Raw genomic sequence first — 26,268 nt, forward strand, 5'->3', positions numbered from 1 at the left:
CCGCCCCGCCTTTGGAGATGATCAGAATTTCAGGCTGCCGCGAATGCCGAAAGTGCGCGGTGGCTGGAACTGATAGGTGTTCTTGTTCGCCACATAGTTGCGCCCGGCATTGGCCAGAACGACCTTGTCGGTGAAGTTGCGGATAAAGGCGTCAATCTGCCAATTGCCGTGGGCGGGTTTGAAATTGATCGAGGCATTGCCCGTGACATAGGCGTTCGAACGCGTGTCGGTGTCGTTGAACACGTCATAATAGAAGGACGAGGAATATTTGCCGTCGATACGCGGGGTGAACGTGCCGAACCCGGCCTCAACCGCCTTTTCCACGCCAAAGGTGGCGACGAAACCGGGCGCGTTTGGCAATTTGTGGCCGCTGATGTCGCGGGTGGTGCCCGCTCCGTCACGCACCGAAATGCCCTTGCCAAATTCGGTGTGGAGCAGAGCGATATTGCTGTCGAGGCGGAAGCCATGGACCAGCGCGATCGTCTGCAATTCGGCGCCCATGATCTTGGCCGAACCGACGTTGAAAATGCCCGAACCGCCCGACAGCGCATCGGTGCTGCGCGAGGCCTGATAGCCGCGATAGTCGAAATAGAAGGCTGCCGCATTCACCTGCAAATTGTTGTCGAGGAAGCGGTTCTTGGTCCCCACTTCCCATGCCGACAGCTTTTCCGGTTCATAGGAAACCGAGGCGGCCGATCCGTTCGAGTTGAAACCGCCCGCCTTATAGCCGGTGTCAAACTTGGCATAGACGAGGCTGCGCGGGGTGACCTGATAATCAAGGCCGACGTGATAGGTCGGCTCGCTGCTGTTCATATTGCCGTTGCCGGGGGTGATGATGGACATGGCCGGGGCAAATGGGCTGGCCAGAGCGGGCAGGAACAGCACCGCATTGCCCGTGCGGAATTTGCTGTCCCAGGTGTTGCGGGCGCCCAGTGTGAGCTTGACTTGATCATTGATGCGATAGGCGATCTGTCCGAATATCGCGTTCGACTTGGTAGCGATGTTGTAATCGAACTTGATGCCATAGCGGTCCGGCTGTCCCATCGCGGCCAGCGGGCCGCCCGGGGCGAACAATCCGGTCATCTGCACATTGTACAGGCCCGAATTGATGATGTTGTCTTCCTTGAAATTGAACCAGCCCAATTGGAAGAACAGGCGGCTGTTGGCATTGTTCGACAGGCGCACTTCATGGTTCCATGTCGTGGGGTCTTCGGCCTGAACAAATTGGCGCACCGCCGGATAGACCGGGCCGGTAGCGTCGGTGCGGTGGCGGAAGCTGCTCTTGTCATAACCGCCGGCGTAGATCAGCGAGAGGCCGGCGGGCAGGGCGTCATAGACCGCTTCCCAACGGACACGGTCCGCGGTCAGGCGCGTCATGGTCGGCGCGGTATTGGCAAAGCTGCGCGCATTGCCGAAATCGGGGCGCACGGCGATGGTCGAATCCATTGTCACGTCGCCGACATTGTCGATCTCGTCATGCTGATAGGACGCCCAGAGCTTGAGCCCGTCGAGCGGTTTCCAAACGCCCTGAATGCGGCCCGACCCGACCTTTTGGTCATCGCCGCGCAAGGGGGTGCCGTTATAAATGCCGGTCAGGTTGCGATAGCCATCATGCGAGTGATAGGTGCCCGATGCGCGCAATTGAACCTTGTCCGATGCGGCCCAGTTGACCCCGGCATCGGCGTCGAAGGCATTGTAATTGCCGGTGCCCAGGCTGACATAGCCCTCGTTGCGGTTGGTCGGGCGATTGGTGATGATCGAGACAAGACCGCCGGTCGAATTGCGACCGTTAAGCGTGCCTTGCGGGCCTTTGAGCACTTCGACACGGGCGACGTCATACATCGATGATTGGATGTTGAACGAGCGGTTGGTGTAGAAACCATCGCGCGCAATCGGCACCGACGGGTCGCCGGTTTCGGTGGTGTCGGTCGAGGCAATGCCGCGCACCGCGACATAGGCGGCGCCGGTGTTGCTGGTGATGTTCAGGCTGGCGTCAATGCTGGACAGGGCCTGCATGTTCGACACGCCCTTGGCGGCCAGATCTGTGCCGGAATAGACGGTCAGCGCGATGGGCGTCTTTTGCGATGAGGTTTCCACGCGCGATGCGGTGACGACGATTTCCGACAGGCCCGCAGATTTGGGCGATTCGGCGGCGGGGGCTTGCTCGGCGGCAAAGGCCGGGATGGCAAGCATGCTGACGGATGCGCAAAGCGCTGCGGCAAGACCGCGATTCATGGCAATTCTCCCTGATGGGCCGAAATGACTTCGGCGCTCTTACAAAATTAAAACTATTGTTCTAGATAATGAGCGTTTCTGCGGCCTGTCAATATGGATCGCTATGGCCACCGTTGCGGGTGTGCAACACAAAGGTGGTTTGCAGGGTGGAGGGCGATACGCCGACTTGCCCGATCGCCCGTTTTTTCCGCGAAAACCAATAGAGCAGCGTGATGGTTTTTTATCGAAAACAACTATCGCTGCATCTGCTCGGAATGCTCGCATTTGCGTAATTTATGGCCATTTTCGCGCAATCATCCGTCGAATCATGCACTATGCTTTGCCCTGTTTCATAAATGGAATTGATGGCTTGGCGATCAGTGCGTTTGCGCCCTCGAATCGGCCCATGATCCTGTTCCAGCCATGCCGATTTCCAAGGTCGCGACAATCATCGCCTTGACAAAAGCACGAGCCCCCATTTAGATTTCAGAATAAGAGTTCTAAATAAATTATGCGACGGCCATGGTCAGTCCGCAATCGGGAGAGAGTCTTGAGCGTCCATTCCCAGGCACCGCGCAAAGCCGGTGCAGCGCAAGGCATCACGTTGGTGACGGTTGCCTTTTTGCCCATTGTGGCGATTGTTTCGATGTTTCCGGCTGTGCCCGCGATCATCGATCATTTCGCCGCGCGCGATCCGGCCGCGATTGCCAAAGTGCCCGCGATGGTTTCCGCGCCGGGCCTGACCATTGCCTTGCTGGCGCTGTTTGCCGGTTTTCTGGTCGATAAATTCGGGCGTCGCAAATTGCTGCTGGTGTCGACGGCGCTCTATGGCTTTGTCGGCGTTGCGCCCTTTTTTCTTGACTCGATTGACCAGATCTATGCCTCACGCCTTGCCTTGGGCGTGGCCGAAGCCGCGATCCTGACCACGCTGAACACGCTGGTGGGGGATTATTGGGACGCCAAGGACCGCCGTTTCTGGCTGACCATTCAGGGCCTTGCCGGACCGGTTTTGGGCAGCGCGGTGATCCTGCTCTCCGGCTATCTGACGGCGGTGCGTTGGAATGGCATCTTCCTTGTCTATGCCATCGGTTTTCCGGCTTTTCTGGCCAGCGCGCTTTTCCTCTATGAACCGGACAGCGACGAGACGGCGCGCAAAATGCTGGGCATGGACGAAGGGGGTGAGCCTTTCCCATGGCGCAACGTACTGACCTATGCGGGCGTGACGCTGCTGGGCAGCGCGCTCTATTACGTGTTCATTATCAATGGCGGCATTGTGTGGCAGGAAATCGGGGTCAGGGATTCGGCCACGATCGGCCGTTTGACCACGGTCCCCAGCCTGTTTGTGATGGCGGGCGCGGGGCTGTTCTGGTTCACGGGCAAGTTTGGGCCGCGCTGGCAATTGTTCACGCTCTTTGGGCTGTTGGGCGCGGGGCTGGTCATCATCGGGCTGATCCATGACTGGCGCGGCATGTTGGTGGGCATGGCCATTCAGCAAACCGGCGCGGGCATGGCGGTTCCCTGCCTTGTCGCTTGGGCGCAGAACCATTTGCCCTTTGCCCATCGCGGGCGCGGGATGGGCATCTGGACCGCCTGTTTCTTTTTCGGCCAATTCACCTCGCCGCTGCTGGTCAGCCTGCTGCGCGAACATTTCGGCCATATGCAGGGCGCCTTTGTGGCGGCGGGGGTGTTTGGCCTCGTGTCCGCCGTGCTGGTGCTGATTGTTGTTTCGGGGCGCGAAACCGCCCCCACCGGAGCGTGAAAATCATGACATCGAAAATCAAACGGGGCATCAGCCTCTACAGCTTTCAGGAAGAGATGTTCCTTGGCAAAATGAGCGTCGAGGATTGCGTGGCCTTTGGCGCGCAGATCGGCGCGCCGGGCATCGAAATCCTGCCCGAACAGAATATGCCGACTTTCCCGAACATCAGTGATGCGCAGGTGGGCGAATGGCGCGATATGCTGGCCCGCCATGATGCGCATTTCACCTGTTATGACATGTTCCTCGACACCAAGCGCCGCAAGGACCGCCTGATGAGCGACGAGGAACAGGTCGAAAGCATCCATCGCGACCTGATCCTGTGCAACCGGCTTGGCATCAAAAACATGCGCATCCTGATCTTTGTGCGCCCCGACATCCTCGAAAAATGCGTGGCCGTAGCCGAAAAGCTGGACGTGCATATGGGGGTCGAGGTCCATGCGCCATGGCATCTGGAACATGCATGGATCCTGCGCACGATCGAGGTGGCCGATCGCCTTCAGACCAAGCATCTTGGCATCCTGCCCGACATGGGCATTTTCATGAAGCATTACCCGCCCGCCTTCCGCGCCCGTTTCGAACGCCAGGGCGCCCGCCCCGAAGTCTGCGACTTTATCGTCGAGCAGCACGAGCAGAAGGTGATGTGCGAATACACTATCTTTGAAGTCGCCGTTAAGATGCAGGGCAACAAGGCCGAGGTTGCCATGGCCGAAACCCTGCGCCACGCCCCCTATGCCAACCCCAAGCGGATCGGCGATTACGCCCCTTATTTCCGCCATATTCAGGCCAAGTTCTATGAAATGAACGAGGACTGCACGGACCCTGCCATCGCCTATGACGAGGTGATTCCGGCGCTGGTCAAGGCGGGCTGGGAAGGCACGCTTTCGTCCGAATATGAAGGCAACCGCTGGATTCAGGACGTGCATGAAGTCGACAGCCGCGAACAGGTCCGCCGCCAGCATGTGATGTTCGAACGCCTGATCGCCAAGGCGGAAGCGGAGTTTGCGTAATGTTTGACAAATATATCATTGACCCCGCAACCGTTGCCAATACCGGCCCAGCGGACGCTCCCACCGGCTTTTCCTTCACGACAAAGCTGGGCTATTATCGCGGCCTTGGTCTGTCGATGGTTGAGGATCTGAAAGTCTCCATCGACGGTGAAGCTTTGCCGCGCGAAGCCATCACGTTTGATGAAGGCCCCGGTCCGTTGACGTTGGATCAGATGGAAACGGCCTTTTACCGCCGCTGGCCCTTTGGCGCGCCCGCGACGATCATGGTGGCGCTGCCGGGTGGCTTCCCCAAGGGCGAGCACAAGCTCTCGCTGCAACAACGGCTGCGTATTTCGTATATGCCGTTCCCGTCCTTCAACAATGATGAAAAGGTGATCAGCCTGTGATCGACCGCAGGGCCATGCTGGGCGCGACGGTTGCCCTTTCCACAGCGGCATCCTCGACGCTAGGCGGGGCCCTGCACGCCGCAGGCAAGGGAAAGCCGTTCAACCCGGCTTTCCCCAAGGGCTTCCTTTGGGGCGCGGCCACGGCGGCACATCAGGTGGAGGGCAACAATACCTCCTCTGACGTGTGGTTTCTCGAACATATGAAACCCACTGTCTATGCCGAACCTTCCGGGGACGCAGCCAACAGTTTTCTGTTGTGGGAGACCGATCTCGATCTGGTCAAAAGCCTTGGTTTGAACACCTATCGCTTCAGCCTTGAATGGGCGCGGATCGAACCGGAGCAGGGCCAGTTCTCCATCGCCATGCTCGATCATTACAAGGCGATGATCGAGGGGTGCCACGCGCGCGGCATCACGCCGGTCGTCACCTTCAACCATTTCACCACGCCGCGTTGGTTTGCCGCGCTGGGCGGTTGGCATGGAGATGATGCGCCTGCGCTTTTCGCACGCTATTGCGACCGCGCGGCGCGCCATCTGGCGGGCGGCATCGCCTATGCCACAACGCTGAATGAGCCGAACCTGTCGGGCAAGCTGGGCGAATTGCTGCCCGGCGATTTTCTGGGCGCGGACAAGGCGATGGTGGAGGCCGCCGCCAAGGCTTTGGGCGTGGCGCTCTATCAACCGGGCAACCCGCTCTACACGCCCGATGGCGCCGGCACGCAAAGGCATCTGCTCGAAGGCCACCGTCTGGGCCGTGCCGCGATCAAGGCGGTGCGGGGCGATCTGCCTGTGGGCGTCAGCCTTGCCATGCTGGATGAACAGGCGGCGCCCAATTTGCCCAAGGGCGCGGTCAGCCTGCGCGATGCAAAGCGTGAGCATTTCTATGGCGATTGGCTGCGTCTGGCCAAGAGTGATTGCGATTTCCTGGGCATCCAGAATTACGAACGCAGCGTCTGGACCGATAAAGGCAAGCTGCCCAATCCGCCCGGTGCCGTCACCAACACGATGGGCGCCGAGGTCTATCCGCCATCGCTGGCGGGCGTGGCGCGCTATGCCTATGCGCAGACCGGCCTGCCGATCATGGTGACCGAACATGGTGTGGGCAGCGAGCATGATGAAATCCGCGCCAACCTGATCTCTGCAGCGCTGACAGAACTCAAAAAGGCGATGGATGATGGCGTGCCCGTAATCGGCTATTGCCACTGGAGCCTGATCGACAATTACGAATGGGTGTTTGGCTATCGCATCCGTTTTGGCCTGTGCGAACTGGACCGCACTACGTTCAAGCGCACCCCCAAGCCCAGCGCCGGGGTGCTTGGCCGGATTGCGCGCGCCAATTCGGTTTGATGGTTTGCGGGGTTTTGGGGCGGGGTTTTGGGCTTAATGCCCCAGAACCCCGCGCACCCCGTCAATCACATATTGCACTGCCAGCGCCCCCAGCAGCACGCCCAGAACGCGGGTGATCACCGCTTCGACCCGGCTGCCCAACAGGCGCATGATCGGCCCGGCGGCCAGCAAGGCAAGGCCCGTCAGCAAAAGAACGCTGATCAACGCGGCCAGAACAACCGCCGCGCCCGTCCGGTCGGTGGCATGGCCCATCATCAGCATGACCGTGGCGATCGATCCCGGCCCCGCGATCATCGGCATGGCCATGGGGAAAACGCTGATGTCTTCATGGGGTTCGGGCGTGTGCTTGACCTTTTCGAGCCTTTCCTCGCGCCGCTGGGTCCGCTTTTCAAACACCATTTCCAGCGCGATCAGGAACAGCATCATCCCGCCCGCGATGCGGAACGCATTCAGCTCAATCCCCAGCGCGGCCAGCAACCCTTTGCCGAACAGGGCAAAGGTGATCAGGATCACGCTGGCGATGAAACTGGCGCGGATGGCGGTGCTGCGCGCGGCCTGCGGTGTATAGTTGGCCGTCAACCCGCCATAAATTGGCGCGCAGCCAACCGGATCGATCACCACAAACAATGTGGCGAAGGTGGAGATGAAAAGTTCAAGCATGACCCACTCTTAACCCAGCCCGCAGGCCGGCGAAAGGGGGGCTATCTTGAAGAGCGTTCGAGGACCGTGGTCATCTTGTTCCCGATCTTCACGCTGACGCTATAATCACGCGTGCCATCGGGCCGGGCCGAGGTTTTCCATTCGATCGAGTGATCGCTGCTTTCCCCCGACAGATATTCGCCGGCCGCGATGGGCGTAAACTCCAGCGCCTTTTGCCCGCGCGGCCCGCATTCGGCCACTTTGGCTTCGGCCCATTCGGGTTCGGCCATTGGTTTTTCGGTCACGCCGCCCTGATCCAGAACGAAGAGATACTGGCCCTTCTTCTGACGCTGCCAAATGGTCGAAAACCAGCCATGGGCCGCGCCCTGTTGCCATCCGCCATAGGAAATCGCCGTCGCCCCGTCACAGCTCATCCAGACATTGTGGACCTGCCATTGCAGCGGCTGGGCGGGATTACGCTGGCTTCGGGCAAAGTCCTGCACGCGCACGACCTTGTCGCCGTCGAACATTTGTGCGTCGGGGGCGGCATGGTCGCGAAAGGCGTTCCATTGGCCCTTGTCCCGCACGGCGCGGGCAAAGCCGATTTCGCGCGCGATAATGTCGCTGGGCAGGGCGAACATCGTGGCCATGCCCTTGGGTGGGCGCTGGGCCATGGCGGGGGCGCACAGTAATGCCGTCACCGTCAATGCAGGCAAAGCCCGCCTTCCAAATTTTGCAAGAAAGGCGGGCTTTGTCATCAGATCGAATGCTCCGGCAGATCCGCCGTGGCCAGCGCCAGACCTTCATGCGCATAAGCGGCCACCAGCGCATTGCGCAGCAGAACCGCAATCGTCATGGGGCCAACGCCGCCCGGCACCGGAGTGATGGCGCCCGCCACCTGAACCGCGCCTTGATAATCCACATCGCCCACGATCCGGCCCTTGGTTTTGCCTTCGGCGGGGGGCAGGCGGTTGATGCCAACGTCAATCACGGTCGCGCCCGGCTTGATCCAGTCGCCCTTGACCATTTCGGGCACGCCAACGGCGGCCACAACAATGTCGCTGCGCCGCACGATATCGGCCAGATTTTGGGTGTAACGATGCGCGATGGTGACGGTGCAATTGGCCGAGAGCAGCAGTTGCGCCATGGGCTTGCCCACAATGTTCGACCGCCCGATCACAACCGCGTTCAGGCCCTTGAGATCACCCAGACGATCTTCGAGCAGCATCAGACAGCCCAGCGGGGTGCAGGGCACATAACCGGCCTGACCCACGGCCAGACGGCCCGCATTGGTGACGTGGAAACCATCGACATCCTTGTCCGGGTCGATGGTGGCGATCACCTTCTGCTCGTCCATGTGACGGGGCAGGGGGAGCTGAACCAGAATGCCATCGACGGCCGGATCGGCGTTGAGCTTTTCCACCACGGCCAGCAATTCGGCCTCCGTGGCATCCGCCGCCAGCTTGTATTCAAAGCTGTTCATGCCCGCGGCGACGGTCTGCTTGCCCTTGGAGGACACATAGACCTGGCTGGCCGGATCTTCGCCCACCAGCACCACGGCCAGACCCGCCTTGCGACCAGCCTTTGCCTCGAATTCACCCGCCAGCACGCCGATGCGCGTGCGAAGCCGTTCAGCAAATTCCTTCCCGTCGATTACTTTGTTCTCGCTCATCCGTAATGATTCCCAATGTAAACCAGCAAGATGATGACGATGCGAATCAGCACCAGCAGCGCCATCGGCGATAGGTCAAGAAAGCCGGTGTTCGGCATTACCCGCCGGATCGGCCTCAAGAGCGGCTCCAGAATCGCGTTGAGCGCCTGCCAGATGCCCGAAACCAGCGGATTATGCAGGTTCACGACATTGAAGGCGATCAGCAGCCCGAGAACGACTTGCACCAGAACGGCCGTTGACACGATATCGGCCAACAACAGCAGAATGGGGATAATCACTTCGTTAATCACGGGGCGCTTCCTCTCCCAATGGCAGAGCGCGTGACCTAGCCGAGCAAAGCCACGCGCGCAACCGGAGCGCTGAGGAAGGTTTGTAAGTGTTACTTACAAATTTGGCAAGAGCGTAAGAATAGGCTTGCAGTGGATTCCTGCAAAACTTCGCAAAATGCCCGTTATGCCTTGCGGATCAGCGTGCCTGCGCCCTTGCTGGTGAAGAATTCCAGCAACATGGCGTGAGGGACGCGGCCATCCAGCACGACGGCTGCTTCACAACCTGCCTCAACCGCATGGGTGCAGGTGGCCAGCTTGGGAATCATGCCGCCGCTGATCGTGCCGTCTTGCGCCAACGTCTCGATATCGGCGGGCGTCAGGTCGGTCAGCAGGTTCTTGTCCTTGTCCAGCACGCCCGGAACGTCGGTCAGCAGGAACAGGCGCGCGGCACCAATCGCGGCGGCAATCGCGCCCGCCATCGTGTCGGCGTTGATGTTATAGGTTTCGCCGTCATGGCCCACTGCGATGGGGGCGATGACCGGGATCAGGCCGGCGCTCGACAGGGTTTCAAGGATCGAGGTGTCGATATGATCGGGCTCGCCCACATAGCCAAGGTCCACCACGATGGCCTCGCCGCTGTCGGGGTCTTCGATCGCCTTGCCCAGCTTTTGCGCCTCGACCTTGCGGGCCGTGACCAGAGCGCCATCCTTGCCGGAAATGCCGACGGCCTTGCCGCCCGCCTTGCTGATCCAGCTGACCAGTTCCTTGTTGATTGCGCCCGACAGGACCATTTCGGCCACTTCGGCGGTGGCCTTGTCGGTCACGCGCAACCCGTTGATGAATTGCGATTCGATGCCCAGAGCCTTGAGCATCCGGCCAATCTGAGGCCCGCCGCCATGGACGACCACGGGGTTGATGCCCACGGCCTTCAAGAGCACGATATCCTCGGCAAAATCCTGCGCCAGCGCGGGGTCGCCCATGGCGTGGCCGCCATATTTCACGACGAAAGTGCGCCCTTCGTAACGCTTGAGATAGGGCAGGGCCTCAATCAGCGTTTCGGCTTTGGCGAGCAGGGATGCGTTAGAATCGAGATGCGGGGTTTCGGTCATGGGGCGCCGTTTACCGCGCTTTTGCCGGAATAGAAGTGTTTTTTACGCCCGACGCGCGCCATCAAGCCAGCGCCCAAGCGCGACAAACAGATAGATCAGCGGCGGAACCATGATGGTGGAGAGCACCAGCTTGGAAATGATCTGACCCTTCATCAACGGACCAAGGTCGAGCACGCCGTAAAAGCTGATGGTGATGAAGATCAGCGTATCGACCACCTGACTGAGCAAACTGGCCAGCCATGCGCGCATCCACAGCAATTTACCATCGCGCCCCGCCGCCAGCCGCGAGAATACATAGACGTTGAGAGTTTGCGATGTGCCATAGGAGCAAAGCCCGGCAAATTGCATCCGCGCGCCCTGACCCAACAAATGGGCAAAGGCGGCCTGATCGGTCCAGAACGGGGCGGGCGGCACGGCGTGGATGACGATCATCAACAGCGCCATCGACACGATCAGCGGCACAAAGCCAAAGCGAACCAGTTTGTTGGCCGTGGCCGTGCCATGCAACTCCGCCGTCGCGCTGGCCAGGACGACCAGAATGAGGAAGGCGAAAATCCCGCTCTCCACCGCCAGATTGCCCAGCAAAGGCCATGTGCCAAGATCGGCGATCTTGGTCCCCAAAACGCCCGCCAGAACACACAGGCCCCCATAGAGCAGGGCGCCTGCGAAAAGCGAAAGCGGGATGTTGGGCGCGGATTGTGGCTGGTTCATTACAGGGGTTTAGCGGGGTGGTTTTGGGGGCGCAAGAGGGGGAGCGGTGCCTCCGGCGGGCAAAGGGCGATGGCCCTTTGCAATCCCTATACTGTCGGCGTTGCGCCAAGGTGGCGGTGAAAGCTGTCGGACGCGATGGTTGATATTAAAGCCTGCGGCGCATTCAGGCATGAAATCGCCGCGCCTCAGGCCTTCAAAGCTTCGACTTAACCGCAAAGCGGCCAATCCTGCGCCACCCCGGTAATGGGATTGCAAAGGGGCCAGTCCCTTTGCCCGCCAGAGGCATCTCTTCACTCACCCATGTTTCGTCCGCAACAACCCGCGCACAAAGGGGATCAGCCCGGTCTGACGCTTGCGCCGCAACCGTTCCGAGGCCAGAATCAGCTTTACCTGCTCATAGCATTCGTCGAGGTCTTCATTGACGACGACATAATCATAGGCGTCCCAGTGGCTGATTTCGGCGCGGGCGCGGTCCATGCGTCCGGCGATGACTTCGGCGCTGTCGGTGCCGCGACCGGACAGGCGGCGGTGCAGTTCCTCGATGCTGGGCGGCAGGAGGAAGACGCGGACAACGTCTTGCGCATCCTTTTGATAGAGCTGCTGCGTACCCTGCCAATCGATGTCAAACAGAAAGTCCTTGCCGTGTTTCAGCCCGGCGCGGATGTGGGCCTTGGGCGTGCCATAGCAATTGCCGAAAACCTCGGCCCATTCATAGAATTCGTCGTTTTCCGCCATGCGGTCGAATTCTTCCTGCGACACGAAGAAGTAATCGACGCCATCGACCTCGCCGGGGCGGGGCGCGCGGGTTGTGGCGGATACCGAAGGGTTGATCGCATGATCTTCGGCCAGCAGGCGGCGGGCAATGGTTGTCTTGCCGGTGCCGGACGGGCTGGACAGGATGAACATCAACCCGCGACGATGCAGGTCGGGGTGGTGATGGTCGGAGTGATGAAGATCGTGCGATTCAGGAGCCATGTCGCCCGATGCCGCAACATCGGCGCGCGATCAAGAGGAAGCTGATCGCGCGCTTGGCGGAAAATCAGGATGTTTTGGGCGTGGGCGCCGGGGTTGCTTCGGCCTTGGCCTTGTCTTTCTTCGCATCATGCAAATGCTTGGCCAGCAGCACACCGCCCACGATAATGGCGCCCGGCACCGAACGCATCGCGATCCGGGTCAGCGCCACACCGGCGATCTTGCTGGGCAAGGAGAGGGCGGAGCTGCCGCCCTTGCCATTGGTGACCACCGAATCGATGGCTTTGGTGATGAAGGATTGCCCGTTTTTGCGGATGATGTTCGAAATTGCGGAACTGGCCATAGAACACTCCTCGGGCAATTGCCCTTATTTCTTGCGACCGAAATCCACCGTCACCACGTTCGAACCATCCTCGCTGGTCGCGATGGGCGGCTCGCTGTCGGGCGAGTCGTTTTCAGCCTGATCATACGGTTCGGGCTCAAGATCCTCCACCGCGGCTTGGAACTGCAGGCCGAAATCGACCGCAGGGTCCACAAAAGCGGTGATCGCGGCAAACGGAATCACCAATGTGGCGGGCACCTGGTTAAAGGTAAGCCCGACAGAGAAATGATCGTCGGCCACAATAAGTTCCCAGAACTTGTTCTGAAGAACGATGGTCATCTCGTCGGGAAAGCGGGCCTTGAGATGGGCGGGGATGTCCACGCCGGGGGCCTGCGTCTTGAACGTGATGTAAAAATGGTGATTCCCCGGCAAGGTGCCGCCGGTATTCGCCACCTGGCCGAGCACACGGCCCACCACGGCGCGCAGCGCTTCCTGCACGATTTCGTCATAGGGGATCAGGCTGTCGGGCGTGTCATCAATCATGCGCACCCAAGTGGCGTGTGCCGCGTGGCGGGTCAAGGGGGGATATGCGTGCAACTTGCGCTCTGAAACCTATTGATCGCTTCGCCGTCGGGTATATAGGCAGCGCCATGCGCACCGCCCGTATCGCCCGCAAGACGCACGAGACAGATATTCTCGTGGAAGTGAACCTCGATGGATCGGGGAAGTATGATGTCTCGACAGGCATCGGCTTTCTGGACCATATGGTGGAGCAATTGTCGCGCCACTCGCTGATCGACATGACCGTGAAGATCAAGGGTGACCTGCATGTGGACCAGCACCACACGGTCGAGGATTGCGGCATCGCCATCGGTCAGGCCGTTGCCGCCGCGCTGGGCGACAAGGCCGGGATTGGCCGCTATGGTCAGGTTTACTCGCCGATGGACGAGGCGCTGGCCCGCGTGGCACTCGACATTTCGGGCCGTCCGTGGCTGGTGTGGAAGGCTGGTTTCACCGTCCACAAGCTGGGCGAGATGGACACCGAATTGTTCGAGCACTGGTTCCATTCCTTTGCTCAGGCCGCCGGCATCACGCTGCATATCGAAGTGCTGTATGGCCAGAACAACCATCACATCATCGAGGGCATCTATAAGGGCCTTGCCCGCGCTTTGCGCACGGCGGTCGAACTGGACCCGCGCAAGGGCGGGGCGGTGCCTTCGACCAAGGGCTTGCTGGGCGATGGGTCGCTGAATGACTGAGGTGCGTTATGTCTGAGGTTCTGGCCCTCATCGATTATGGCGCGGGCAACCTGCATTCGGTGGCCAATGCGTTGAAGGCCGCCGGGGCCGAAGGGGTGAAGATCACCGCCGACCCTGATGTGGTGCGCGCCGCCGACCGCGTCGTCCTGCCCGGCGTGGGTTCGTTCAAATCCTGCGCGCAAGGGCTGCGTTCGATCCCCGGCCTTGTTGCCGCGATGGAAGAGCGCGTGCTGGTGGGCGAGGCGCCTTTCCTTGGCATTTGCGTGGGCATGCAATTGCTGGCCACGCGCGGGGTTGAGCATGGCATCACCGAGGGGCTTGGCTGGATTCCGGGCGAAGTGCGCCTGATCGAGCGCGCCGACCCCTCTATCAAGATCCCGCATATGGGATGGAACGATGTGGGCGTGAAACCCCACGCGCCGCTGATCGAGGCGGGTGAGGCCTATTTCCTGCACTCCTATGAATATGTCGCCGATGATGGTCACCATGTCGTGGCCATGACCGACCATGGCGGGGGCGTGACCGCCGCCGTCGGGCGCGACAATATCCTTGGAGTGCAATTTCACCCGGAAAAGAGCCAGTCCTACGGGCTGGACCTGCTCTCCCGCTTTCTGACATGGAAACCGTAAGATGATCGTATTTCCCGCCATCGACCTCAAGGGTGGTCAGGTTGTCCGCCTTGCCGAGGGCGATATGGCGCGCGCCACCGTCTATGGCGACAACCCCGCCGCGCAGGCGCAGATTTTTGCCGCTGCGGGCAGCCAGTTCCTGCATGTGGTCGATCTGGACGGTTCGTTTGCGGGCCGCGCGGAAAACCGCGAGGCGGTCGAGGCGATCCTGCACAGCTTTGAAGGCCATGTGCAATTGGGCGGCGGCATCCGCACGCGCGAATCGGTCGAAGGCTGGTTCAATCTGGGCGTGTCGCGCGTGGTGATGGGCACCGCCGCGCTGAAAGACCCCGAATTCGTCAAGGACATGGCCAAGGAGTTCCCCGGCGGCATCGTCGTGGCCGTTGACGCGCGCGATGGTTTCGTCGCGACGCAGGGCTGGGCCGATGTGTCGGATGTGGCCGTGGTGGACCTTGCCCGCCGGTTTGAGGATGCGGGCGTGGCCTCGCTGCTCTTCACCGACATTGGCCGCGATGGTTTGCTCAAAGGTGCCAATATCGAGGCGACCGTTGATCTGGCGCGGCGTGTCGATATTCCCGTGATCGCGTCCGGCGGGGTTAAGGGGCTGGATGATATCCGGTTGCTCGCGCTCCATGCCGAGGATGGGATCGAGGGTGTGATCACCGGTCGCGCGCTGTTTGAGGGTAAGCTCGATCTGGCCGCGGCGATTGCGATGGCTTCGAAAGAGTAAGGGATGGATGCGAGGGTCTAGACCCTCGCGCTCCCATGACTGTCTGCGTTGCGCGTCGGGTTCTGCCTATGGTGTCGGACGCGCCGTTTGAATTGTAAAGCCTGCGGCGCTTTTGGCGCTCCTTCGCCGCGCCGCAGGCTGTAATATAGCGGCATTCCGTCTGCGATGGAGCGCCACCCCAAAACGGGATTGCAAAGGGTCGCTGACCCTTTGCCCGCCGGAGGCAAAAGACATGACCGTTCGTATCCGCGTAATTCCCTGCCTCGACGTCCGCGATGGCCGCGTGGTGAAGGGCGTGAACTTTGTCGACCTGATCGATGCGGGCGATCCGGTGGAGCAGGCGCGGGCCTATGACGCGGCGGGCGCGGATGAATTGTGCTTCCTCGACATTTCCGCCAGCCATGAAGGGCGCGGGACGCTGCTCGACGTGGTGCGCCGCACGGCCGAGGTCTGCTTCATGCCGCTGACCGTGGGCGGGGGCGTGCGCAGCGCCGAGGATGCGCGCGCGCTGTTGCTGGCGGGCGCGGACAAGGTGGCGGTCAACAGCGCCGCCGTCAGCCGCCCCGAAGTCGTGCGCGACATTGCCGAGAAGTTCGGCAGCCAGTGCATCGTGGCCAGCGTCGACGCGCGCCGCGTGGCTCCGGGCAAATGGGAGATTTTCACCCATGGCGGGCGCAAGGCCACCGGCATTGATGCGATCGAGCATGCGGTGCGCCTGACCGAATTGGGCGCGGGCGAATTGCTGGTCACCAGCATGGACGGCGACGGCACCCAGAATGGCTATGACCTCGAACTGACGCGCAAAATTGCCGACAGTGTCGGAATTCCTGTCATCGCCAGCGGCGGCGTGGGCAATCTCGACCATCTGGTCGAAGGTGTGACCAAGGGCCATGCGAGCGCCGTGCTGGCGGCCAGCATCTTCCACTTTGGTAAACATTCGATTGCGCAGGCGCATGGCGCGCTGCGGGCGGCAGGATTGCCGGCGCGGGGCAATTGACAGGCAAAGGGTTAACGGAAGCTGTCGGAATTTTTACCAATCCGCCATCGTGGTTAATATTTTAAGGCCGTAAATTCAGGCAATTATGCCGTTGGCACGCATCCTGCATTAATCAATTTGATTAATCAGGAGTGTCCCATGCGTCTGTTTCTTAATCTTGCAGCCTTGATGCTGATTGGCGCGATGCTGGTGCAACCCATGCTGGAATCGCACGGGCTTTCGGGCCTGACCTCGTCGAACATGGCCATGGCGGCGCTGGGGCTGGCCGGTCTGATGCTGGGCTATCGCGGCAGCAGCCATGTCCGCAAGGCTGACGCAGAAACCCCCGCAACGGCCTGATCCGCCATCCGGGCTTGACGCGGCGCGCGGCGCGCTCCATCGCTGGCGCCATGAACGATACAGTCCGTCATGATCCACTGGCCACGCTGGCCCGGCTTGAAACCACCATTGCCCAGCGTGCCGCCGCCGATCCTTCCTCCTCCTATGTGGCGAAACTGAACGCGCGCGGCGTGCCCAAGATTGCCCAGAAAGTGGGTGAGGAGGCCGTTGAGGCGGTGATTGCCGCCATGGCCGATGATCGCGACGGACTGATTGGCGAAAGCGCGGATCTGATCTTCCACCTGCTGGTCCTGCTGCGCGCCAAGGGGATCACGCTGGCCGACATCGCCGCCGAACTTGACCGCCGCGAAGGCGTGAGCGGGATTGTCGAAAAAGCCAGCCGCAAGGGAGACTAAGCCATGCCGATCGATCCCACGCTCGCCTATGACGACAACAACATTTTTGCCCGCATCCTGCGCGGCGAGATTCCGGCGAAGAAGGTCTATGAGGACGAGTTCTCGCTGGCCTTTCACGACATCGCGCCCCAGGCGCCGGTGCATGTGCTGGTGATCCCCAAGGGGGCCTATGTGTCATGGGATGATTTCTCGGCCAAGGCTCCGGCGGATGAGATTGCCGGATTCGTTCGCGCCGTCGGCCATGTCGCGCGCGAACTGGGTCTGGTGGCGCCGGGTTACCGCATGTTGGCCAATATCGGCGTGGATGGAGGGCAGGAAGTGCCACATCTGCATGTTCACCTCTTTGGCGGCAAACCGTTGGGGCGCATGATTCCGGCATAAACCGGTTTATTCGCAGGCGTCACTTGCTCTTAGCTGCATGTGCGGGCTAGATTCAGCGACAATTATGAACGCGCTGCCTTCCTCCCCTTCCGGCTGCTTCGATGGGCCTGTGCATCTCTATGCGGTGCGCGCCTATTTTGAAGACACCGATCTGTCCGGCGTTGTCTATCACGCCAACTATCTGCGCTGGTTCGAACGGGCGCGGTCGGACATGTTGCGCCTGCTGTCGGTGGATCAACGCGCCGTGCATGAAGCGGGCGGGGGCGCCTATGCGGTGGCCGAAATGAACGTCCGCTATGCCGCGCCTGCGCGCCTTGACGATGATGTGCTGATCGAAACCCGCCTTGAAGAACTGGGCGCGGCCAGCGTCCGTCTGGTTCAAGCAGCGTTCAGGCGATCGGGTGTTCAGAAAGGCCCGCTGCTGGCGCAGGCGTCCGTGCGGGTCGGGTTTGTCGGCCCCGATGGTCGCCCGCGCCGACAGCCCGCGCCGTGGCGGTCCGCCTTTGCCCAATTCCTTGCCGGGTTCGATCCGGCGTCAACCGATCCAAGCCCCAACCAACCGGGAACCTCATGACCGACCTCGACCTGCTTGCCGCTGCTGCCGGCTCTACTCATCTTGATCCCGTCAAGCTGTTCCTCGATGCCGACATTGTCGTGCGGGTGGTGATGGGCGGTCTGGTTCTGGCCAGCGTCTGGGTGTGGACGATCCTGTTGTCCTTTGGCTTCCGCATGGCCGCTCTGCGTCGCCAGTCGGAAAGCTATGAGGCCGAATTCTGGAAGTCGCGCGATATTGATGCGTTTCAGGCCGAACGCGGCGGCGGCAAGAATGCCGACCTGCCCGTCGCCAAGGTGGTTAGCGCGGCATTGGCCGAATGGCGCCGTTCGGCTACGGGCAAGATCGACCGTTCGGGGGCGCGTGAACGCCTCGCCTCGGTGATGGACAATGTCGTGGCGGCCGAGGCGGAATCTCTGGCCGACCGCCTGAACTTTCTGGCGACGGTGGGTTCGGTGGCGCCTTTTGTCGGCCTGTTCGGCACGGTCTGGGGCATCATGAACAGCTTTTTCCAGATCGGCCAGCAGCAGAACTCCTCGCTCTCGGTCGTTGCACCCGGCATTTCCGAGGCGCTGTTCGCCACGGCCATCGGCCTGTTTGCGGCCATTCCGGCGGTGATCGGTTACAACCGCTATTCGCATGTGGTGAACGGCTTTGAATCGCGCCTGCAACGCTTTGCCGACCGTTTCCACGCGAGCCTGTCTCGCGAACTGGACGGGCTTTGATCCATGGCGATGGGCATCCATAAATTTTCCAAGCGGAAAGGGCGGGGCGGGCGCGCGCCCATGGCCGAAATCAACGTCACGCCGCTGGTCGACGTGATGTTGGTGCTGCTGGTCATTTTCATGGTGACCGCGCCGCTGATGAAGGCGGGCATTCCGATCACTCTGCCCGACAGCCGCGCCAAACCGCTGGATCAGACGCCCAAACAGGTGACGATTTCGATGGACGCGACTGGCCGGGTGTTTCTGGACGATGATGAATTGTCGCCCGGAGAACTGGGTGAGCGCATGGGCGCATTGCCGCGTGGGGCCGATGGGCAAATGCCGCTGGTGACGCTGCGCGCGGACAAGGCGCTGGATTATGGCCGCGTGGTGGGCGTGATGGGTGAATTGAACCGCGCCGGGATCACCGCCATCTCGCTGGTGACGGTGGCGGGCGGCCAAGCCCCGGCCGCCTCGCCGACAGCGTCACCTGTGGCCGAGAAGCCTTGAACCCATGGGGGTCGCGCAAACCTATACCAGCCGCAAGGGCCTGAGCCGGGGTGAGGCCATCGGCCTTGGCGTCGCGGTGGTGGGCCATGTGGCGCTGGTCGCGGTTCTGGCGCTGCAACCGGCCAGCCCGCCTTTGCCCCGCCCGCAGCGGATGCAGGTGACGCTGGCCGATGATGTGGCCAAGGAAGCCATGTCGACCAGCAGGGAGGAGGCCGCGCCCGACCTGGCCCCGCAATTGGGTGAGGCCCAGCCTATGTCGGCCCCGGAACCGCAGCCGGCACCCGTGCCCGCGCCGGTTCCGGTGCCCAAACCCGCGCCCGTGCCGCCCGCGCCCCAGCCCAAGCCCATTGCGCAGCCGGTTCCCAAACCCGCGCCGCCGAAACCGCAGCCCGCGCCGCCCAAGCCCTCGCCGCAGCCTAAGCCGGTGCCGCCCAAGCCGGTTCCGCCCAAGCCCCAGCCGGTGGCCAAGCCCGCACCAACCAAGCCCGCCCCCGCCAAGGTTGATCCGATCTCGGCGGCCATCGCGGCATCGCGCGGCGCCAAGGCCCCTGTCAGCAAGAGCGAAGCGGCCAAGCCCGCCACCAACAAGCAGGCAGGCGGCAGCCGCATCGGCGTCGATTTCCTCAAAGGCTTTGGCACCAGCCCGGCGGGCAAGGCGCAGGCGCCCGCCGCCGCCGCCATCGGGCCGGGGGTCAAGGCCGCGCTGTCGGGCGCGATCAGCCGCCAGTTGAAGCCCCATTGGCGCGTGCCGCAAGGGGTGGAAACCGACCAGTTGGTGACGATTCTGGCCTTTGACCTGAACCCGGATGGCACTTTGGCCGGGCCGGTCACGGTGGTCCGTCAGGAAGGCGTGACCGCCAGCAACCGCCCGCAGGCCGGACTGCATCGGGAAAATGCGATCCGTGCCGTCAAACTTGCGGCACCTTTTCCTCTGCCGCCCGATCTCTATGAAGCATGGAAACATGTGCAATGGCGTTTTGACAGGAACCTGTCCCAATGATGATGCGTAAAATTTCTTGCGGGCTTCTGGCTGGTGCTGCGCTGTTTGGCGCGGGCAATCTGGGGGCTCAGACAATCGCTCCGGCGCCGATGGTGACGCAGACGCCCGCCCCGGCACAGGACAATGGCGTGTTGACCGGCACCGTGTCGGATGACACCGCTTGGCAAAGTTTGGGCATCGCCATCCCCAGTTTCGCCACCAATGCCGACGTGCCCACCGCCGCCAGCGCGGGCAGCACCGCACAGGTGGGCCGCGCGATTGCTGAGGTGATTACGGGCGATCTGAAAAACAACGGCCTGTTCAAGCCCACCGGGCCGAACAGCCTGCCCCCCATTCCGATCATTCAGGTGCTGACGCCCGATTTCCCGACGTGGAGCACGCGCGGGGCCGAAATGCTGGTCCATGGCAGCGTCTCGGCGGCCAGCAACGGCAATCTGGTGGTGGGCTGCTATCTCTATGACGTCAGCCTGAAACAGCAATTGGTCAAGGCGACGTGGGAATTGCCGCCGGGCGACTGGCGCCGGGCCGCGCATAAATGCGCCGATACGGTCTATTCGCGCCTGTCGGGTGAAAGCCCGTTCTTTGACAGCCGCATTGCCTATATTGCCGAAACCGGGCCTAAAGATCACCGGATGAAGCGTCTGGCCATCATGGACAGCGACGGGGCGAACCACCGCTTTATCACGACCGGTCAGGCCATGGCGCTGACCCCGCGTTTCTCGCCCGATTATCGCAAGATCGTCTATCTGTCCTATCTGAATGGCCGCCCGCGCATCTACGTCTATGACGTGGAAAGTGCGAGCCAAAAGATGATCGCCGAGCCGGGCAGCCCGGCCTTTGCGCCGCGCTGGTCGCCCGATGGCAAGTGGATCCTGTATTCGATGGCATCGGCGGGCAACACGAATATCTATCGCGTGTCGGCGCAGGGCGGGATCAGCCAGAAGCTGACCGAAACACCGGGGATCAATGTGGGCGGGTCCTATTCGCCCGACGGCAGCAAGATCGTGTTCGAAAGCGACCGCGGCGGCAGCCAGCAGATCTATGTGATGAATGCCGACGGCAGCAACCAGCACCGCATCAGCTTTTTCGGCGGCCGCGCGGCCACGCCCGAATGGAGCCCGCGCGGCGATCAGATCGCCTTTACCCATATCGTGGGCAATCTGCGCGTGGCGGTGATGAATGTCGATGGCAGCGGGATGCGCTATCTGACCAATGCGTGGCAGGATGAAGCGCCGACATGGGCGCCTAATGGCCGCATTATCCAGTTCTTCCGCACCGAAAAGGGGACAGGTCACACAAGCATCTGGCAAGTGGATCTGACGGGGCGGAATGAAAGGCGTTTGCCCACGCCGGTTGATGGTTCTGACCCGTCATGGGGTCCGGTTCGTCAGTAAGGGCGGATTGACTGAAAATACTGTGCTTTGATTTACGGGGGGGACCAGTTAGACTGTCCCTATCATCAAGGAGAAGACACGATGCCCTCCATGCTCAATACTCGCCTGCTGAGCGCGGGCGTACTTGTCAGTGTTAGTGCACTGGCTCTTTCGGCTTGTTCGCCCAAGCCGCCTGCGCAGTTGCCGCCCGAACCCGGCCCGCCGGTTGCCACCACGACCCCGGCCCCCGCGCCCGCCATGCCCAGCGGCCCGACGCCCGGTTCGCAGGCCGACTTCTTGGCCTCGGTCAATGGTCGCGACACCATCCACTTTGCGCTGGACAAGTATGACATCGATCAGATCTCGGCCGATATCCTGCGCGTTCAGGCCGGCTGGCTGTTGAAGTATCCCGCCAAGAAGGCGACCATCGAAGGTCACGCCGACGAACGCGGCACCCGCGATTACAACCTTGCCCTTGGCGAACGCCGAGCCAATTCGGCCAAGGCGTTCCTGGTCAGCCTGGGCGTCGATGCCTCGCGCCTGACCACGGTCAGCTATGGCAAGGAACGTCCGGTCGATCCGGCTTCGACCGAAGAAGCATGGGCGAAGAACCGCCGCGCTGTGACGGTCACGATCGACTGATCGCCGCGCCTAGCGTGCCATGCAAGACCCCGCGCCGTAGCAATCCGGTGGCGGGGTTTTGTTTTTGATGGCGTTAGCGCAAAAAGGCGGGCGCGCGATCAAACATGGCCATCAAACGGTGGTGTGTTTGGGCATTGTCCATGCCCGATGCCGTCACCGGCGCCATTAAAGCGCAGGCCGCGCTGGCGGCAATGGCGATCATGCTGGCAAAGGCAAGTTGGCGGCTCATGGCGTTGCGCATATGGGAATTTGCCTGTGATTGCAATGCGACATAGCGGCAATGGCGGCGGTGCAAGGAAGGTCAATGCCACCTGCCACTTGCGCTGATCGCCCGCATTTGCCAGTAAACGCGGATGGCTAGAGCAGGTCGATCATCAGACTGGGGATTCCCGCGCTGGCGTGGCTATGAAAGCGCACGCGAGGCCGCGCAGGTGCGTCTGTGCGACAGGGCAGGGTGCAGTGAACCGGGCAATTGCCCCGCGCCCAAATCGCCCAACAGCCCTGAACGCTGGTATTTTTGCCAGACTCACGCCGCCGAATATAATTCGGGCTGGGACTATTTCGCGGGGTTGGACAAAGAAGAAGCCGAGTCGCGCGAAAAGGCCGAGCAGCAGACCAACGCCGGTTATCGCGAATCGTCCTATTATGGATGGACGGGTTCGGGCGACGGCACGCGCAGCCGCGACGAGATGCGCGCGCTCGAAGTTCTGGAGCTGGACAGCGACGCCGATTTTGACGCGATCAAAAAGGCGTGGCGGACCAAGGCCAAGGAAGTCCACCCCGACGTGCGCCCCAATGACGAGGAGGCCGCCAAGGCTTTCCGCAAGCTGCAACTGGCCTATGAAGTGCTGCGCGCGGCCGAAGATCGGCGTCAGTGGAGGGGCAGCAATATATAATCGGGCGAGGGGGCTTTATGCCTCCCATCCTTACGCCGAAATGCGCCATGCCCGCCTCTTGCCGCGCCCCGACACTATGGCATGATGCCCCCGCCAAAGGGGGAGTTTTCCGTTCCATGTCCAAGACATCTGCTGTTCGTTTGCTGGCCGCTTTGCCGCTGTTGTTTGCCGCGCCCCATGCGATGGCGGAGCAGCAAAAGGTAGAGGGGCTGGAGGCTCCGGCGCGGATCGTGGTGGACCATTGGGGCATTCCCCATATCTATGCCAACAGCACCCATGACGCGTTTTTCACGCAGGGTTTCAATGCGGCGCGTGATCGCCTGTGGCAGATCGACCTGTGGCGCAAGCGTGGGCTGGGACGTCTGGCGGAAAGTTTCGGGCCAGCCTTTGCGGAAAAGGACCGGGCGGCGCGCCTGTTCCTCTATCGCGGCGATATGGCCAAGGAATGGGCGTCCTATCCCGCCGGGGCGCGGGCAATGACGCAGGCCTTTGCCGACGGGGTGAACGCCTATATCGCCATGGTCGAGGCGGGCAAGGCGCCCCTGCCGCGCGAATTCACGTTGACCGGGACAAAGCCGGAGCGTTTCACCCCCGAAGACATCGTCCGCATCCGCAGCCACACTCTGGTCAGCAATGCCACGTCCGAGGCCACCCGCGCCCGCGCCGTGTGCAAGGGCAGTTTGAAATGGGAAAACCTGCGCCGCTTCCTTTCGCCCGCGCATGAACCGGTGGTGCCCAAGGGGCTGGACCCTTGCGCGGTGCCGGAAAAGCTGATGCGTGATTATGTGCTGGCCACGGGAGAAGTCAGTTTTGACGGGGTGAAATTGGCCTCTGTCGATGACAATGTCACTTTGGCGGTGCGCAACATCAATGAACAGAGCGAAGGGTCGAACAATTGGGTGGTCGATGCCGCGCATTCCACCACGGGGCGCCCGATATTGGCCAATGACCCGCATCGCGGGCATGGGGTGCCTTCGCTGCGCTATGTCGTCGATATCAATGCGCCGGGGCTGCATATTGCCGGGGCGGGCGAACCGGCGCTACCGGGCCTGACCTTTGGCCATAATGAAACGTCGGCCTGGGGCATCACGATCTTCTATGCCGATCAGGAAGATTTGTATGTTTACAAGACCAGCAAAGACCACCCCGGCGCCTATTTCTACAAGGGCGCATGGGTGCCGTTCGAGGTCGACCGCCAGCCTTTGGCCGTCAAGGGCGAGGGAACCCGCGAGGTTGATCTGAAATTCACCCGCCACGGCCCGGTCATTTATGAGGACGCCGAAAAAGGCCTCGCCTTTGCCATGCGCACCGTATGGAGCGAGCCGGGCGGGGCGGGCTATTTCAACGCGGCGTGGATGTTCGGCGCGACCAAATGGGATGATTTCGAAATCGCGCATCAGCGCTGGGGCGCCCCGCCGCTCAATCTGGTCTATGCCGACACGCGTGGCGACATCGGCTGGCGCGCCTCGGCCTTTGTGCCCAAGCGCAAGGGGTGGGACGGGTTGATGCCGGTGCCCGGAGACGGGCGCTATGAATGGCAGGGGATGGTCAGGCCCGATGACCTGCCGGTCATCAAGAACCCGGCACGGGGCTGGGTGGCGACGGCCAATCAGATGAATCTGGACAAGGGGTACGATTCCACCAAACAACCCATCGGCTATGAATGGGTGGATCGTTCGCGCATCGACCGGATCGAAACCCTGCTTTCGGCCAAACCCAAGCTGAGCCTTGCCGATATGGAGGCGATCCAGACCGACGCGACCAGCCCTCTGGCGGCACGCAGCGCGGCGGTGGTGGAAAAGGTCGGCGGACTGACCGGCGATGCGGCGCGGGCGGCGGCCTTGCTGCATGGCTGGAACGGTTATGAAGGCGTCGATAGCGCGCAGGCCGCGCTTTACGAAATCTGGATCGCGCGCCATTTGCGCAAGGCTCTGGCCGAGGCGGTGGTGACGCCGGAATTGCAGAGCTTCTTTGCCGATGCTTCTGTGCCGGGGGTAATCGACTGGCTGGCGGCGCTTGATCCGCGTCTGGGGGCCGATCCGGCGGCGGTGCGGGATAAGGTGGTGGGCGTGTCCCTGGCCGGGGCATGGGTCGAGGCGAACAAATTGCTGGGGCCGGACCCGAAGAAATGGCGCTGGGGCGATTTGCACCGCGCCGATTGGGCGCCCGCGATTGCCCGCGTGGCGCCCGCGCTGGAAAAACCGCAATGGACGGTGGGGCCGCTACAGATTGCCGGATCGGGTTCGACCCCGGCGGCGGCCACCTATCGCGGCGCGGGCTTTGGCGTCAGTTCGGGCGCGTCGGTGCGCATGGTGCTGGACGTGGGTGCGTGGGACAATTCGCGCATCATCAATACGCCGGGCCAGTCGGGTGATCCGTTCAGCCCGCATTACCGCGATCTGTTTCCGCGCTGGGCGGCGGGGCAATATGTGCCCTTTCTGTTCAGCGAGGCGGCGGTGAAGGCCAATGTCGAACAGGTGATCGAGTTGACGCCTTAAGCAAATCGCCCTTAAGCAAACCGCCGGGCGCCCGCCACGCATCCCACCACCGCGCCCACGGCCACCAGCATGGCGGGCGCGATGGTTTCATGCAGGAACATGGCCGCCAGCCCCAGCCCCATGAAAGGCTGGAGCAATTGCAATTGCCCCACCCGCGCAATCCCGCCCAGCGCCAGCCCGCGATACCAGAAGATAAAGCCCAGCAGCATCGTGCAGACCGAGACATAGAACAGCCCGACCCAGCTGGGCATGACGACCGCGCCCATGCTTTGCGGCCAGGTATAGATCGCCAGCAACCCGGCCAGCGGGGTGCAGATGACCAGCGCCCAGCAGATGACCTGCGTCCCTCCACCTTGGCCCCCCATCTGCCGGGTCAGCACCGCGCCCTCGGCATAGCCCAATCCGCAGACGATGACGGCGGCCACCATCAACGCATCCCCCACCGGCGAGAAGGCCCCATCATGCAAGAGCGCAAATCCCGCCACGCATCCCGCGCCCATCAACGCAAAGAGCCAGAACATCGCGCCGGGCCTTTCTCCCCCGCGCATCACGCCGAACAGGGCGGTGGACAAAGGCAGCAGGCCGACGAAGACCAGCGAACGCGCCGCCGAAATCTCCTGCAAGGCAATGGCGGTCAGCAAGGGAAAGCCCACCACCACGCCCCCCGCAATCATCGCCAGCGACAGCCATTGCCGCCCGCGCGGCAAAGCCGGACGCATGGAAATCAGCATCAACGCGCCCAGCCCACCCGCGATCATCGCCCGCGCTGCGGTCAGGAACAGGGGGGTGAAGCTGATCACCGCCGCGCGCGTGGCGGGCATCGACCCGCTGAACAGCAACACGCCGATCATCCCGTTGATCCAACCTTTTCTGATATCCTGCATCATGGCCTCCTTGGCGAAGATCCATAGGATGGCGGGGGGCTTGCAGACAGATACAGTATGGTACAGATTGCA

The 26,268-nt window shown here is 61.9% G+C and carries 31 protein-coding genes; 19 read left to right on the top strand and 12 right to left on the bottom strand.

Features of this window, described 5'->3' with window-relative positions; all coding sequences use genetic code 11:
* Positions 1 to 21: 21 nt before the first annotated feature.
* Positions 22 to 2,235: a TonB-dependent receptor gene (locus AC2S2E_RS07975; RefSeq protein ID WP_486524391.1), complete on the bottom strand. Its 2,214-nt coding sequence runs from the start codon at positions 2,233 to 2,235 to the stop codon at positions 22 to 24.
* A gap of 529 nt (positions 2,236 to 2,764) precedes the next feature.
* Between AC2S2E_RS07975 and AC2S2E_RS07980 the strand changes: the two genes are divergently transcribed.
* Genes AC2S2E_RS07980 through AC2S2E_RS07995 form a run of 4 tightly spaced genes read left to right on the top strand, consistent with a single transcriptional unit; the run spans position 2,765 to position 6,712 of the window.
* Positions 2,765 to 3,973 carry an MFS transporter gene (locus AC2S2E_RS07980; protein ID WP_486524392.1) on the top strand — a complete coding sequence of 403 codons (1,209 nt, stop codon included), beginning with the start codon at positions 2,765 to 2,767 and terminating at the stop codon, positions 3,971 to 3,973.
* 5 nt (positions 3,974 to 3,978) lie between these two features.
* Entirely contained in the window at positions 3,979 to 4,980 is a 1,002-nt protein-coding gene (locus tag AC2S2E_RS07985) for a sugar phosphate isomerase/epimerase family protein (RefSeq protein WP_486524393.1), read from the top strand.
* Positions 4,980 to 5,366: a C-glycoside deglycosidase beta subunit domain-containing protein gene (locus AC2S2E_RS07990; RefSeq protein WP_486524395.1), complete on the top strand. Its 387-nt coding sequence runs from the start codon at positions 4,980 to 4,982 to the stop codon at positions 5,364 to 5,366. Before AC2S2E_RS07985 ends, AC2S2E_RS07990 begins: the two co-directional genes overlap by 1 nt.
* Positions 5,363 to 6,712 (top strand): glycoside hydrolase family 1 protein, encoded by a 1,350-nt coding sequence (locus AC2S2E_RS07995; RefSeq protein ID WP_486524396.1) that lies wholly within the window; start codon positions 5,363 to 5,365, stop codon positions 6,710 to 6,712. The genes AC2S2E_RS07990 and AC2S2E_RS07995 overlap by 4 nt, the downstream gene beginning before the upstream one ends.
* 33 nt (positions 6,713 to 6,745) lie before the next feature.
* Here the strand turns inward: AC2S2E_RS07995 and AC2S2E_RS08000 are convergent, their stop codons facing one another.
* The 9 genes from AC2S2E_RS08000 to AC2S2E_RS08040 all read right to left on the bottom strand — a co-directional run bounded on the left by AC2S2E_RS08000 (position 6,746) and on the right by AC2S2E_RS08040 (position 12,949).
* Positions 6,746 to 7,372, bottom strand: a complete 627-nt coding sequence (locus AC2S2E_RS08000) for a MarC family protein (protein WP_486524397.1) — start codon at positions 7,370 to 7,372, stop codon at positions 6,746 to 6,748.
* 41 nt (positions 7,373 to 7,413) lie between these two features.
* Positions 7,414 to 8,025 (bottom strand): hypothetical protein, encoded by a 612-nt coding sequence (locus AC2S2E_RS08005; RefSeq protein WP_486524398.1) that lies wholly within the window; start codon positions 8,023 to 8,025, stop codon positions 7,414 to 7,416.
* 83 nt (positions 8,026 to 8,108) lie between these two features.
* A complete protein-coding gene (gene folD / locus AC2S2E_RS08010; RefSeq protein ID WP_486524399.1) occupies positions 8,109 to 9,023 on the bottom strand; it encodes a bifunctional methylenetetrahydrofolate dehydrogenase/methenyltetrahydrofolate cyclohydrolase FolD in 915 nt (304 codons plus the stop codon).
* Positions 9,020 to 9,313: a YggT family protein gene (locus AC2S2E_RS08015; protein ID WP_476104467.1), complete on the bottom strand. Its 294-nt coding sequence runs from the start codon at positions 9,311 to 9,313 to the stop codon at positions 9,020 to 9,022. The genes folD and AC2S2E_RS08015 overlap by 4 nt, the downstream gene beginning before the upstream one ends.
* Positions 9,314 to 9,474: 161 nt before the next feature.
* A complete protein-coding gene (gene argB, locus AC2S2E_RS08020) occupies positions 9,475 to 10,401 on the bottom strand; it encodes an acetylglutamate kinase (protein ID WP_486524400.1) in 927 nt (308 codons plus the stop codon).
* A 42-nt stretch (positions 10,402 to 10,443) separates the two neighbouring features.
* Positions 10,444 to 11,112 carry a queuosine precursor transporter gene (locus AC2S2E_RS08025; RefSeq protein WP_476104470.1) on the bottom strand — a complete coding sequence of 223 codons (669 nt, stop codon included), beginning with the start codon at positions 11,110 to 11,112 and terminating at the stop codon, positions 10,444 to 10,446.
* 294 nt (positions 11,113 to 11,406) lie between these two features.
* Complete coding sequence (gene gmk / locus AC2S2E_RS08030) at positions 11,407 to 12,087, bottom strand: guanylate kinase (RefSeq protein ID WP_476104472.1); 681 nt, start codon at positions 12,085 to 12,087, stop codon at positions 11,407 to 11,409.
* 64 nt (positions 12,088 to 12,151) lie between these two features.
* Complete coding sequence (locus tag AC2S2E_RS08035; protein WP_486524401.1) at positions 12,152 to 12,427, bottom strand: hypothetical protein; 276 nt, start codon at positions 12,425 to 12,427, stop codon at positions 12,152 to 12,154.
* A gap of 24 nt (positions 12,428 to 12,451) precedes the next feature.
* Entirely contained in the window at positions 12,452 to 12,949 is a 498-nt protein-coding gene (locus AC2S2E_RS08040) for an SspB family protein (protein ID WP_476104476.1), read from the bottom strand.
* Between the two features lie 107 nt (positions 12,950 to 13,056).
* Here AC2S2E_RS08040 and hisB point away from each other — a divergent pair, with 107 nt between their 5' ends.
* The 13 genes from hisB to pal all read left to right on the top strand — a co-directional run bounded on the left by hisB (position 13,057) and on the right by pal (position 21,918).
* A complete protein-coding gene (gene hisB / locus AC2S2E_RS08045) occupies positions 13,057 to 13,665 on the top strand; it encodes an imidazoleglycerol-phosphate dehydratase HisB (RefSeq protein WP_486524402.1) in 609 nt (202 codons plus the stop codon).
* An 8-nt stretch (positions 13,666 to 13,673) separates the two neighbouring features.
* On the top strand, positions 13,674 to 14,294 hold the full coding sequence (gene hisH / locus AC2S2E_RS08050; protein WP_486524403.1) for an imidazole glycerol phosphate synthase subunit HisH: 621 nt from the start codon (positions 13,674 to 13,676) through the stop codon (positions 14,292 to 14,294).
* A 1-nt stretch (position 14,295) separates the two neighbouring features.
* Complete coding sequence (gene hisA, locus AC2S2E_RS08055) at positions 14,296 to 15,024, top strand: 1-(5-phosphoribosyl)-5-[(5-phosphoribosylamino)methylideneamino]imidazole-4-carboxamide isomerase (RefSeq protein WP_486524404.1); 729 nt, start codon at positions 14,296 to 14,298, stop codon at positions 15,022 to 15,024.
* Positions 15,025 to 15,256: 232 nt separating this feature from the next.
* Positions 15,257 to 16,021 carry an imidazole glycerol phosphate synthase subunit HisF gene (gene hisF, locus AC2S2E_RS08060; RefSeq protein ID WP_476104483.1) on the top strand — a complete coding sequence of 255 codons (765 nt, stop codon included), beginning with the start codon at positions 15,257 to 15,259 and terminating at the stop codon, positions 16,019 to 16,021.
* Between the two features lie 138 nt (positions 16,022 to 16,159).
* Positions 16,160 to 16,360 carry a hypothetical protein gene (locus AC2S2E_RS08065; protein WP_486524405.1) on the top strand — a complete coding sequence of 67 codons (201 nt, stop codon included), beginning with the start codon at positions 16,160 to 16,162 and terminating at the stop codon, positions 16,358 to 16,360.
* Between the two features lie 50 nt (positions 16,361 to 16,410).
* Positions 16,411 to 16,755 carry a phosphoribosyl-ATP diphosphatase gene (locus AC2S2E_RS08070; protein ID WP_476104486.1) on the top strand — a complete coding sequence of 115 codons (345 nt, stop codon included), beginning with the start codon at positions 16,411 to 16,413 and terminating at the stop codon, positions 16,753 to 16,755.
* A gap of 3 nt (positions 16,756 to 16,758) precedes the next feature.
* On the top strand, positions 16,759 to 17,136 hold the full coding sequence (locus AC2S2E_RS08075; protein ID WP_476104488.1) for a histidine triad nucleotide-binding protein: 378 nt from the start codon (positions 16,759 to 16,761) through the stop codon (positions 17,134 to 17,136).
* A gap of 64 nt (positions 17,137 to 17,200) precedes the next feature.
* On the top strand, positions 17,201 to 17,710 hold the full coding sequence (locus AC2S2E_RS08080; RefSeq protein WP_486524406.1) for a YbgC/FadM family acyl-CoA thioesterase: 510 nt from the start codon (positions 17,201 to 17,203) through the stop codon (positions 17,708 to 17,710).
* Positions 17,707 to 18,414: a protein TolQ gene (gene tolQ, locus AC2S2E_RS08085; protein ID WP_476104490.1), complete on the top strand. Its 708-nt coding sequence runs from the start codon at positions 17,707 to 17,709 to the stop codon at positions 18,412 to 18,414. Before AC2S2E_RS08080 ends, tolQ begins: the two co-directional genes overlap by 4 nt.
* Positions 18,415 to 18,417: 3 nt before the next feature.
* Positions 18,418 to 18,903 carry a biopolymer transporter ExbD gene (locus AC2S2E_RS08090; RefSeq protein WP_476104492.1) on the top strand — a complete coding sequence of 162 codons (486 nt, stop codon included), beginning with the start codon at positions 18,418 to 18,420 and terminating at the stop codon, positions 18,901 to 18,903.
* Positions 18,904 to 18,907: 4 nt separating this feature from the next.
* Complete coding sequence (locus AC2S2E_RS08095) at positions 18,908 to 19,903, top strand: hypothetical protein (protein ID WP_486524407.1); 996 nt, start codon at positions 18,908 to 18,910, stop codon at positions 19,901 to 19,903.
* Positions 19,904 to 19,905: 2 nt separating this feature from the next.
* Positions 19,906 to 21,297 (top strand): Tol-Pal system beta propeller repeat protein TolB, encoded by a 1,392-nt coding sequence (gene tolB, locus AC2S2E_RS08100; protein WP_476104795.1) that lies wholly within the window; start codon positions 19,906 to 19,908, stop codon positions 21,295 to 21,297.
* 81 nt (positions 21,298 to 21,378) lie between these two features.
* Positions 21,379 to 21,918, top strand: a complete 540-nt coding sequence (pal, locus tag AC2S2E_RS08105) for a peptidoglycan-associated lipoprotein Pal (RefSeq protein ID WP_486524408.1) — start codon at positions 21,379 to 21,381, stop codon at positions 21,916 to 21,918.
* 73 nt (positions 21,919 to 21,991) lie between these two features.
* Here the strand turns inward: pal and AC2S2E_RS08110 are convergent, their stop codons facing one another.
* Positions 21,992 to 22,147: a hypothetical protein gene (locus AC2S2E_RS08110; protein ID WP_476104497.1), complete on the bottom strand. Its 156-nt coding sequence runs from the start codon at positions 22,145 to 22,147 to the stop codon at positions 21,992 to 21,994.
* A 124-nt stretch (positions 22,148 to 22,271) separates the two neighbouring features.
* Between AC2S2E_RS08110 and AC2S2E_RS08115 the strand changes: the two genes are divergently transcribed.
* Both AC2S2E_RS08115 and AC2S2E_RS08120 read left to right on the top strand, forming a co-directional pair.
* Complete coding sequence (locus AC2S2E_RS08115) at positions 22,272 to 22,814, top strand: J domain-containing protein (RefSeq protein ID WP_476104499.1); 543 nt, start codon at positions 22,272 to 22,274, stop codon at positions 22,812 to 22,814.
* A gap of 116 nt (positions 22,815 to 22,930) precedes the next feature.
* Positions 22,931 to 25,312: a penicillin acylase family protein gene (locus AC2S2E_RS08120; RefSeq protein ID WP_486524409.1), complete on the top strand. Its 2,382-nt coding sequence runs from the start codon at positions 22,931 to 22,933 to the stop codon at positions 25,310 to 25,312.
* A gap of 11 nt (positions 25,313 to 25,323) precedes the next feature.
* Here AC2S2E_RS08120 and AC2S2E_RS08125 read toward each other — a convergent pair whose 3' ends face one another.
* Positions 25,324 to 26,199 (bottom strand): DMT family transporter, encoded by an 876-nt coding sequence (locus AC2S2E_RS08125; protein ID WP_486524410.1) that lies wholly within the window; start codon positions 26,197 to 26,199, stop codon positions 25,324 to 25,326.
* Positions 26,200 to 26,268 lie beyond the last annotated feature (69 nt).

Source organism: Novosphingobium sp. 550D, assembly GCF_057401885.1.

Excerpts from the sequence above, each read along its gene's own strand:
- AC2S2E_RS07975 (WP_486524391.1), bottom strand. The coding sequence starts at position 2,235 with ATGAATCGCGGTCTTGCCGCAGCGCTTTGCGCATCCGTCAGCATGCTT.
- AC2S2E_RS07985 (WP_486524393.1), top strand. The coding sequence starts at position 3,979 with ATGACATCGAAAATCAAACGGGGCATCAGCCTCTACAGCTTTCAGGAA.
- AC2S2E_RS07990 (WP_486524395.1), top strand. The coding sequence starts at position 4,980 with ATGTTTGACAAATATATCATTGACCCCGCAACCGTTGCCAATACCGGC.
- AC2S2E_RS08000 (WP_486524397.1), bottom strand. The coding sequence starts at position 7,372 with ATGCTTGAACTTTTCATCTCCACCTTCGCCACATTGTTTGTGGTGATC.
- AC2S2E_RS08005 (WP_486524398.1), bottom strand. The coding sequence starts at position 8,025 with ATGGCCCAGCGCCCACCCAAGGGCATGGCCACGATGTTCGCCCTGCCC.
- folD (WP_486524399.1), bottom strand. The coding sequence starts at position 9,023 with ATGAGCGAGAACAAAGTAATCGACGGGAAGGAATTTGCTGAACGGCTT.
- argB (WP_486524400.1), bottom strand. The coding sequence starts at position 10,401 with ATGACCGAAACCCCGCATCTCGATTCTAACGCATCCCTGCTCGCCAAA.
- AC2S2E_RS08025 (WP_476104470.1), bottom strand. The coding sequence starts at position 11,112 with ATGAACCAGCCACAATCCGCGCCCAACATCCCGCTTTCGCTTTTCGCA.
- gmk (WP_476104472.1), bottom strand. The coding sequence starts at position 12,087 with ATGGCTCCTGAATCGCACGATCTTCATCACTCCGACCATCACCACCCC.
- AC2S2E_RS08035 (WP_486524401.1), bottom strand. The coding sequence starts at position 12,427 with ATGGCCAGTTCCGCAATTTCGAACATCATCCGCAAAAACGGGCAATCC.
- AC2S2E_RS08040 (WP_476104476.1), bottom strand. The coding sequence starts at position 12,949 with ATGATTGATGACACGCCCGACAGCCTGATCCCCTATGACGAAATCGTG.
- hisB (WP_486524402.1), top strand. The coding sequence starts at position 13,057 with ATGCGCACCGCCCGTATCGCCCGCAAGACGCACGAGACAGATATTCTC.
- hisH (WP_486524403.1), top strand. The coding sequence starts at position 13,674 with ATGTCTGAGGTTCTGGCCCTCATCGATTATGGCGCGGGCAACCTGCAT.
- hisA (WP_486524404.1), top strand. The coding sequence starts at position 14,296 with ATGATCGTATTTCCCGCCATCGACCTCAAGGGTGGTCAGGTTGTCCGC.
- hisF (WP_476104483.1), top strand. The coding sequence starts at position 15,257 with ATGACCGTTCGTATCCGCGTAATTCCCTGCCTCGACGTCCGCGATGGC.
- AC2S2E_RS08065 (WP_486524405.1), top strand. The coding sequence starts at position 16,160 with ATGCGTCTGTTTCTTAATCTTGCAGCCTTGATGCTGATTGGCGCGATG.
- AC2S2E_RS08070 (WP_476104486.1), top strand. The coding sequence starts at position 16,411 with ATGAACGATACAGTCCGTCATGATCCACTGGCCACGCTGGCCCGGCTT.
- AC2S2E_RS08075 (WP_476104488.1), top strand. The coding sequence starts at position 16,759 with ATGCCGATCGATCCCACGCTCGCCTATGACGACAACAACATTTTTGCC.
- AC2S2E_RS08080 (WP_486524406.1), top strand. The coding sequence starts at position 17,201 with ATGAACGCGCTGCCTTCCTCCCCTTCCGGCTGCTTCGATGGGCCTGTG.
- tolQ (WP_476104490.1), top strand. The coding sequence starts at position 17,707 with ATGACCGACCTCGACCTGCTTGCCGCTGCTGCCGGCTCTACTCATCTT.
- AC2S2E_RS08090 (WP_476104492.1), top strand. The coding sequence starts at position 18,418 with ATGGCGATGGGCATCCATAAATTTTCCAAGCGGAAAGGGCGGGGCGGG.
- AC2S2E_RS08095 (WP_486524407.1), top strand. The coding sequence starts at position 18,908 with ATGGGGGTCGCGCAAACCTATACCAGCCGCAAGGGCCTGAGCCGGGGT.
- tolB (WP_476104795.1), top strand. The coding sequence starts at position 19,906 with ATGCGTAAAATTTCTTGCGGGCTTCTGGCTGGTGCTGCGCTGTTTGGC.
- pal (WP_486524408.1), top strand. The coding sequence starts at position 21,379 with ATGCCCTCCATGCTCAATACTCGCCTGCTGAGCGCGGGCGTACTTGTC.
- AC2S2E_RS08110 (WP_476104497.1), bottom strand. The coding sequence starts at position 22,147 with ATGAGCCGCCAACTTGCCTTTGCCAGCATGATCGCCATTGCCGCCAGC.
- AC2S2E_RS08115 (WP_476104499.1), top strand. The coding sequence starts at position 22,272 with ATGGCTAGAGCAGGTCGATCATCAGACTGGGGATTCCCGCGCTGGCGT.
- AC2S2E_RS08120 (WP_486524409.1), top strand. The coding sequence starts at position 22,931 with ATGTCCAAGACATCTGCTGTTCGTTTGCTGGCCGCTTTGCCGCTGTTG.
- AC2S2E_RS08125 (WP_486524410.1), bottom strand. The coding sequence starts at position 26,199 with ATGATGCAGGATATCAGAAAAGGTTGGATCAACGGGATGATCGGCGTG.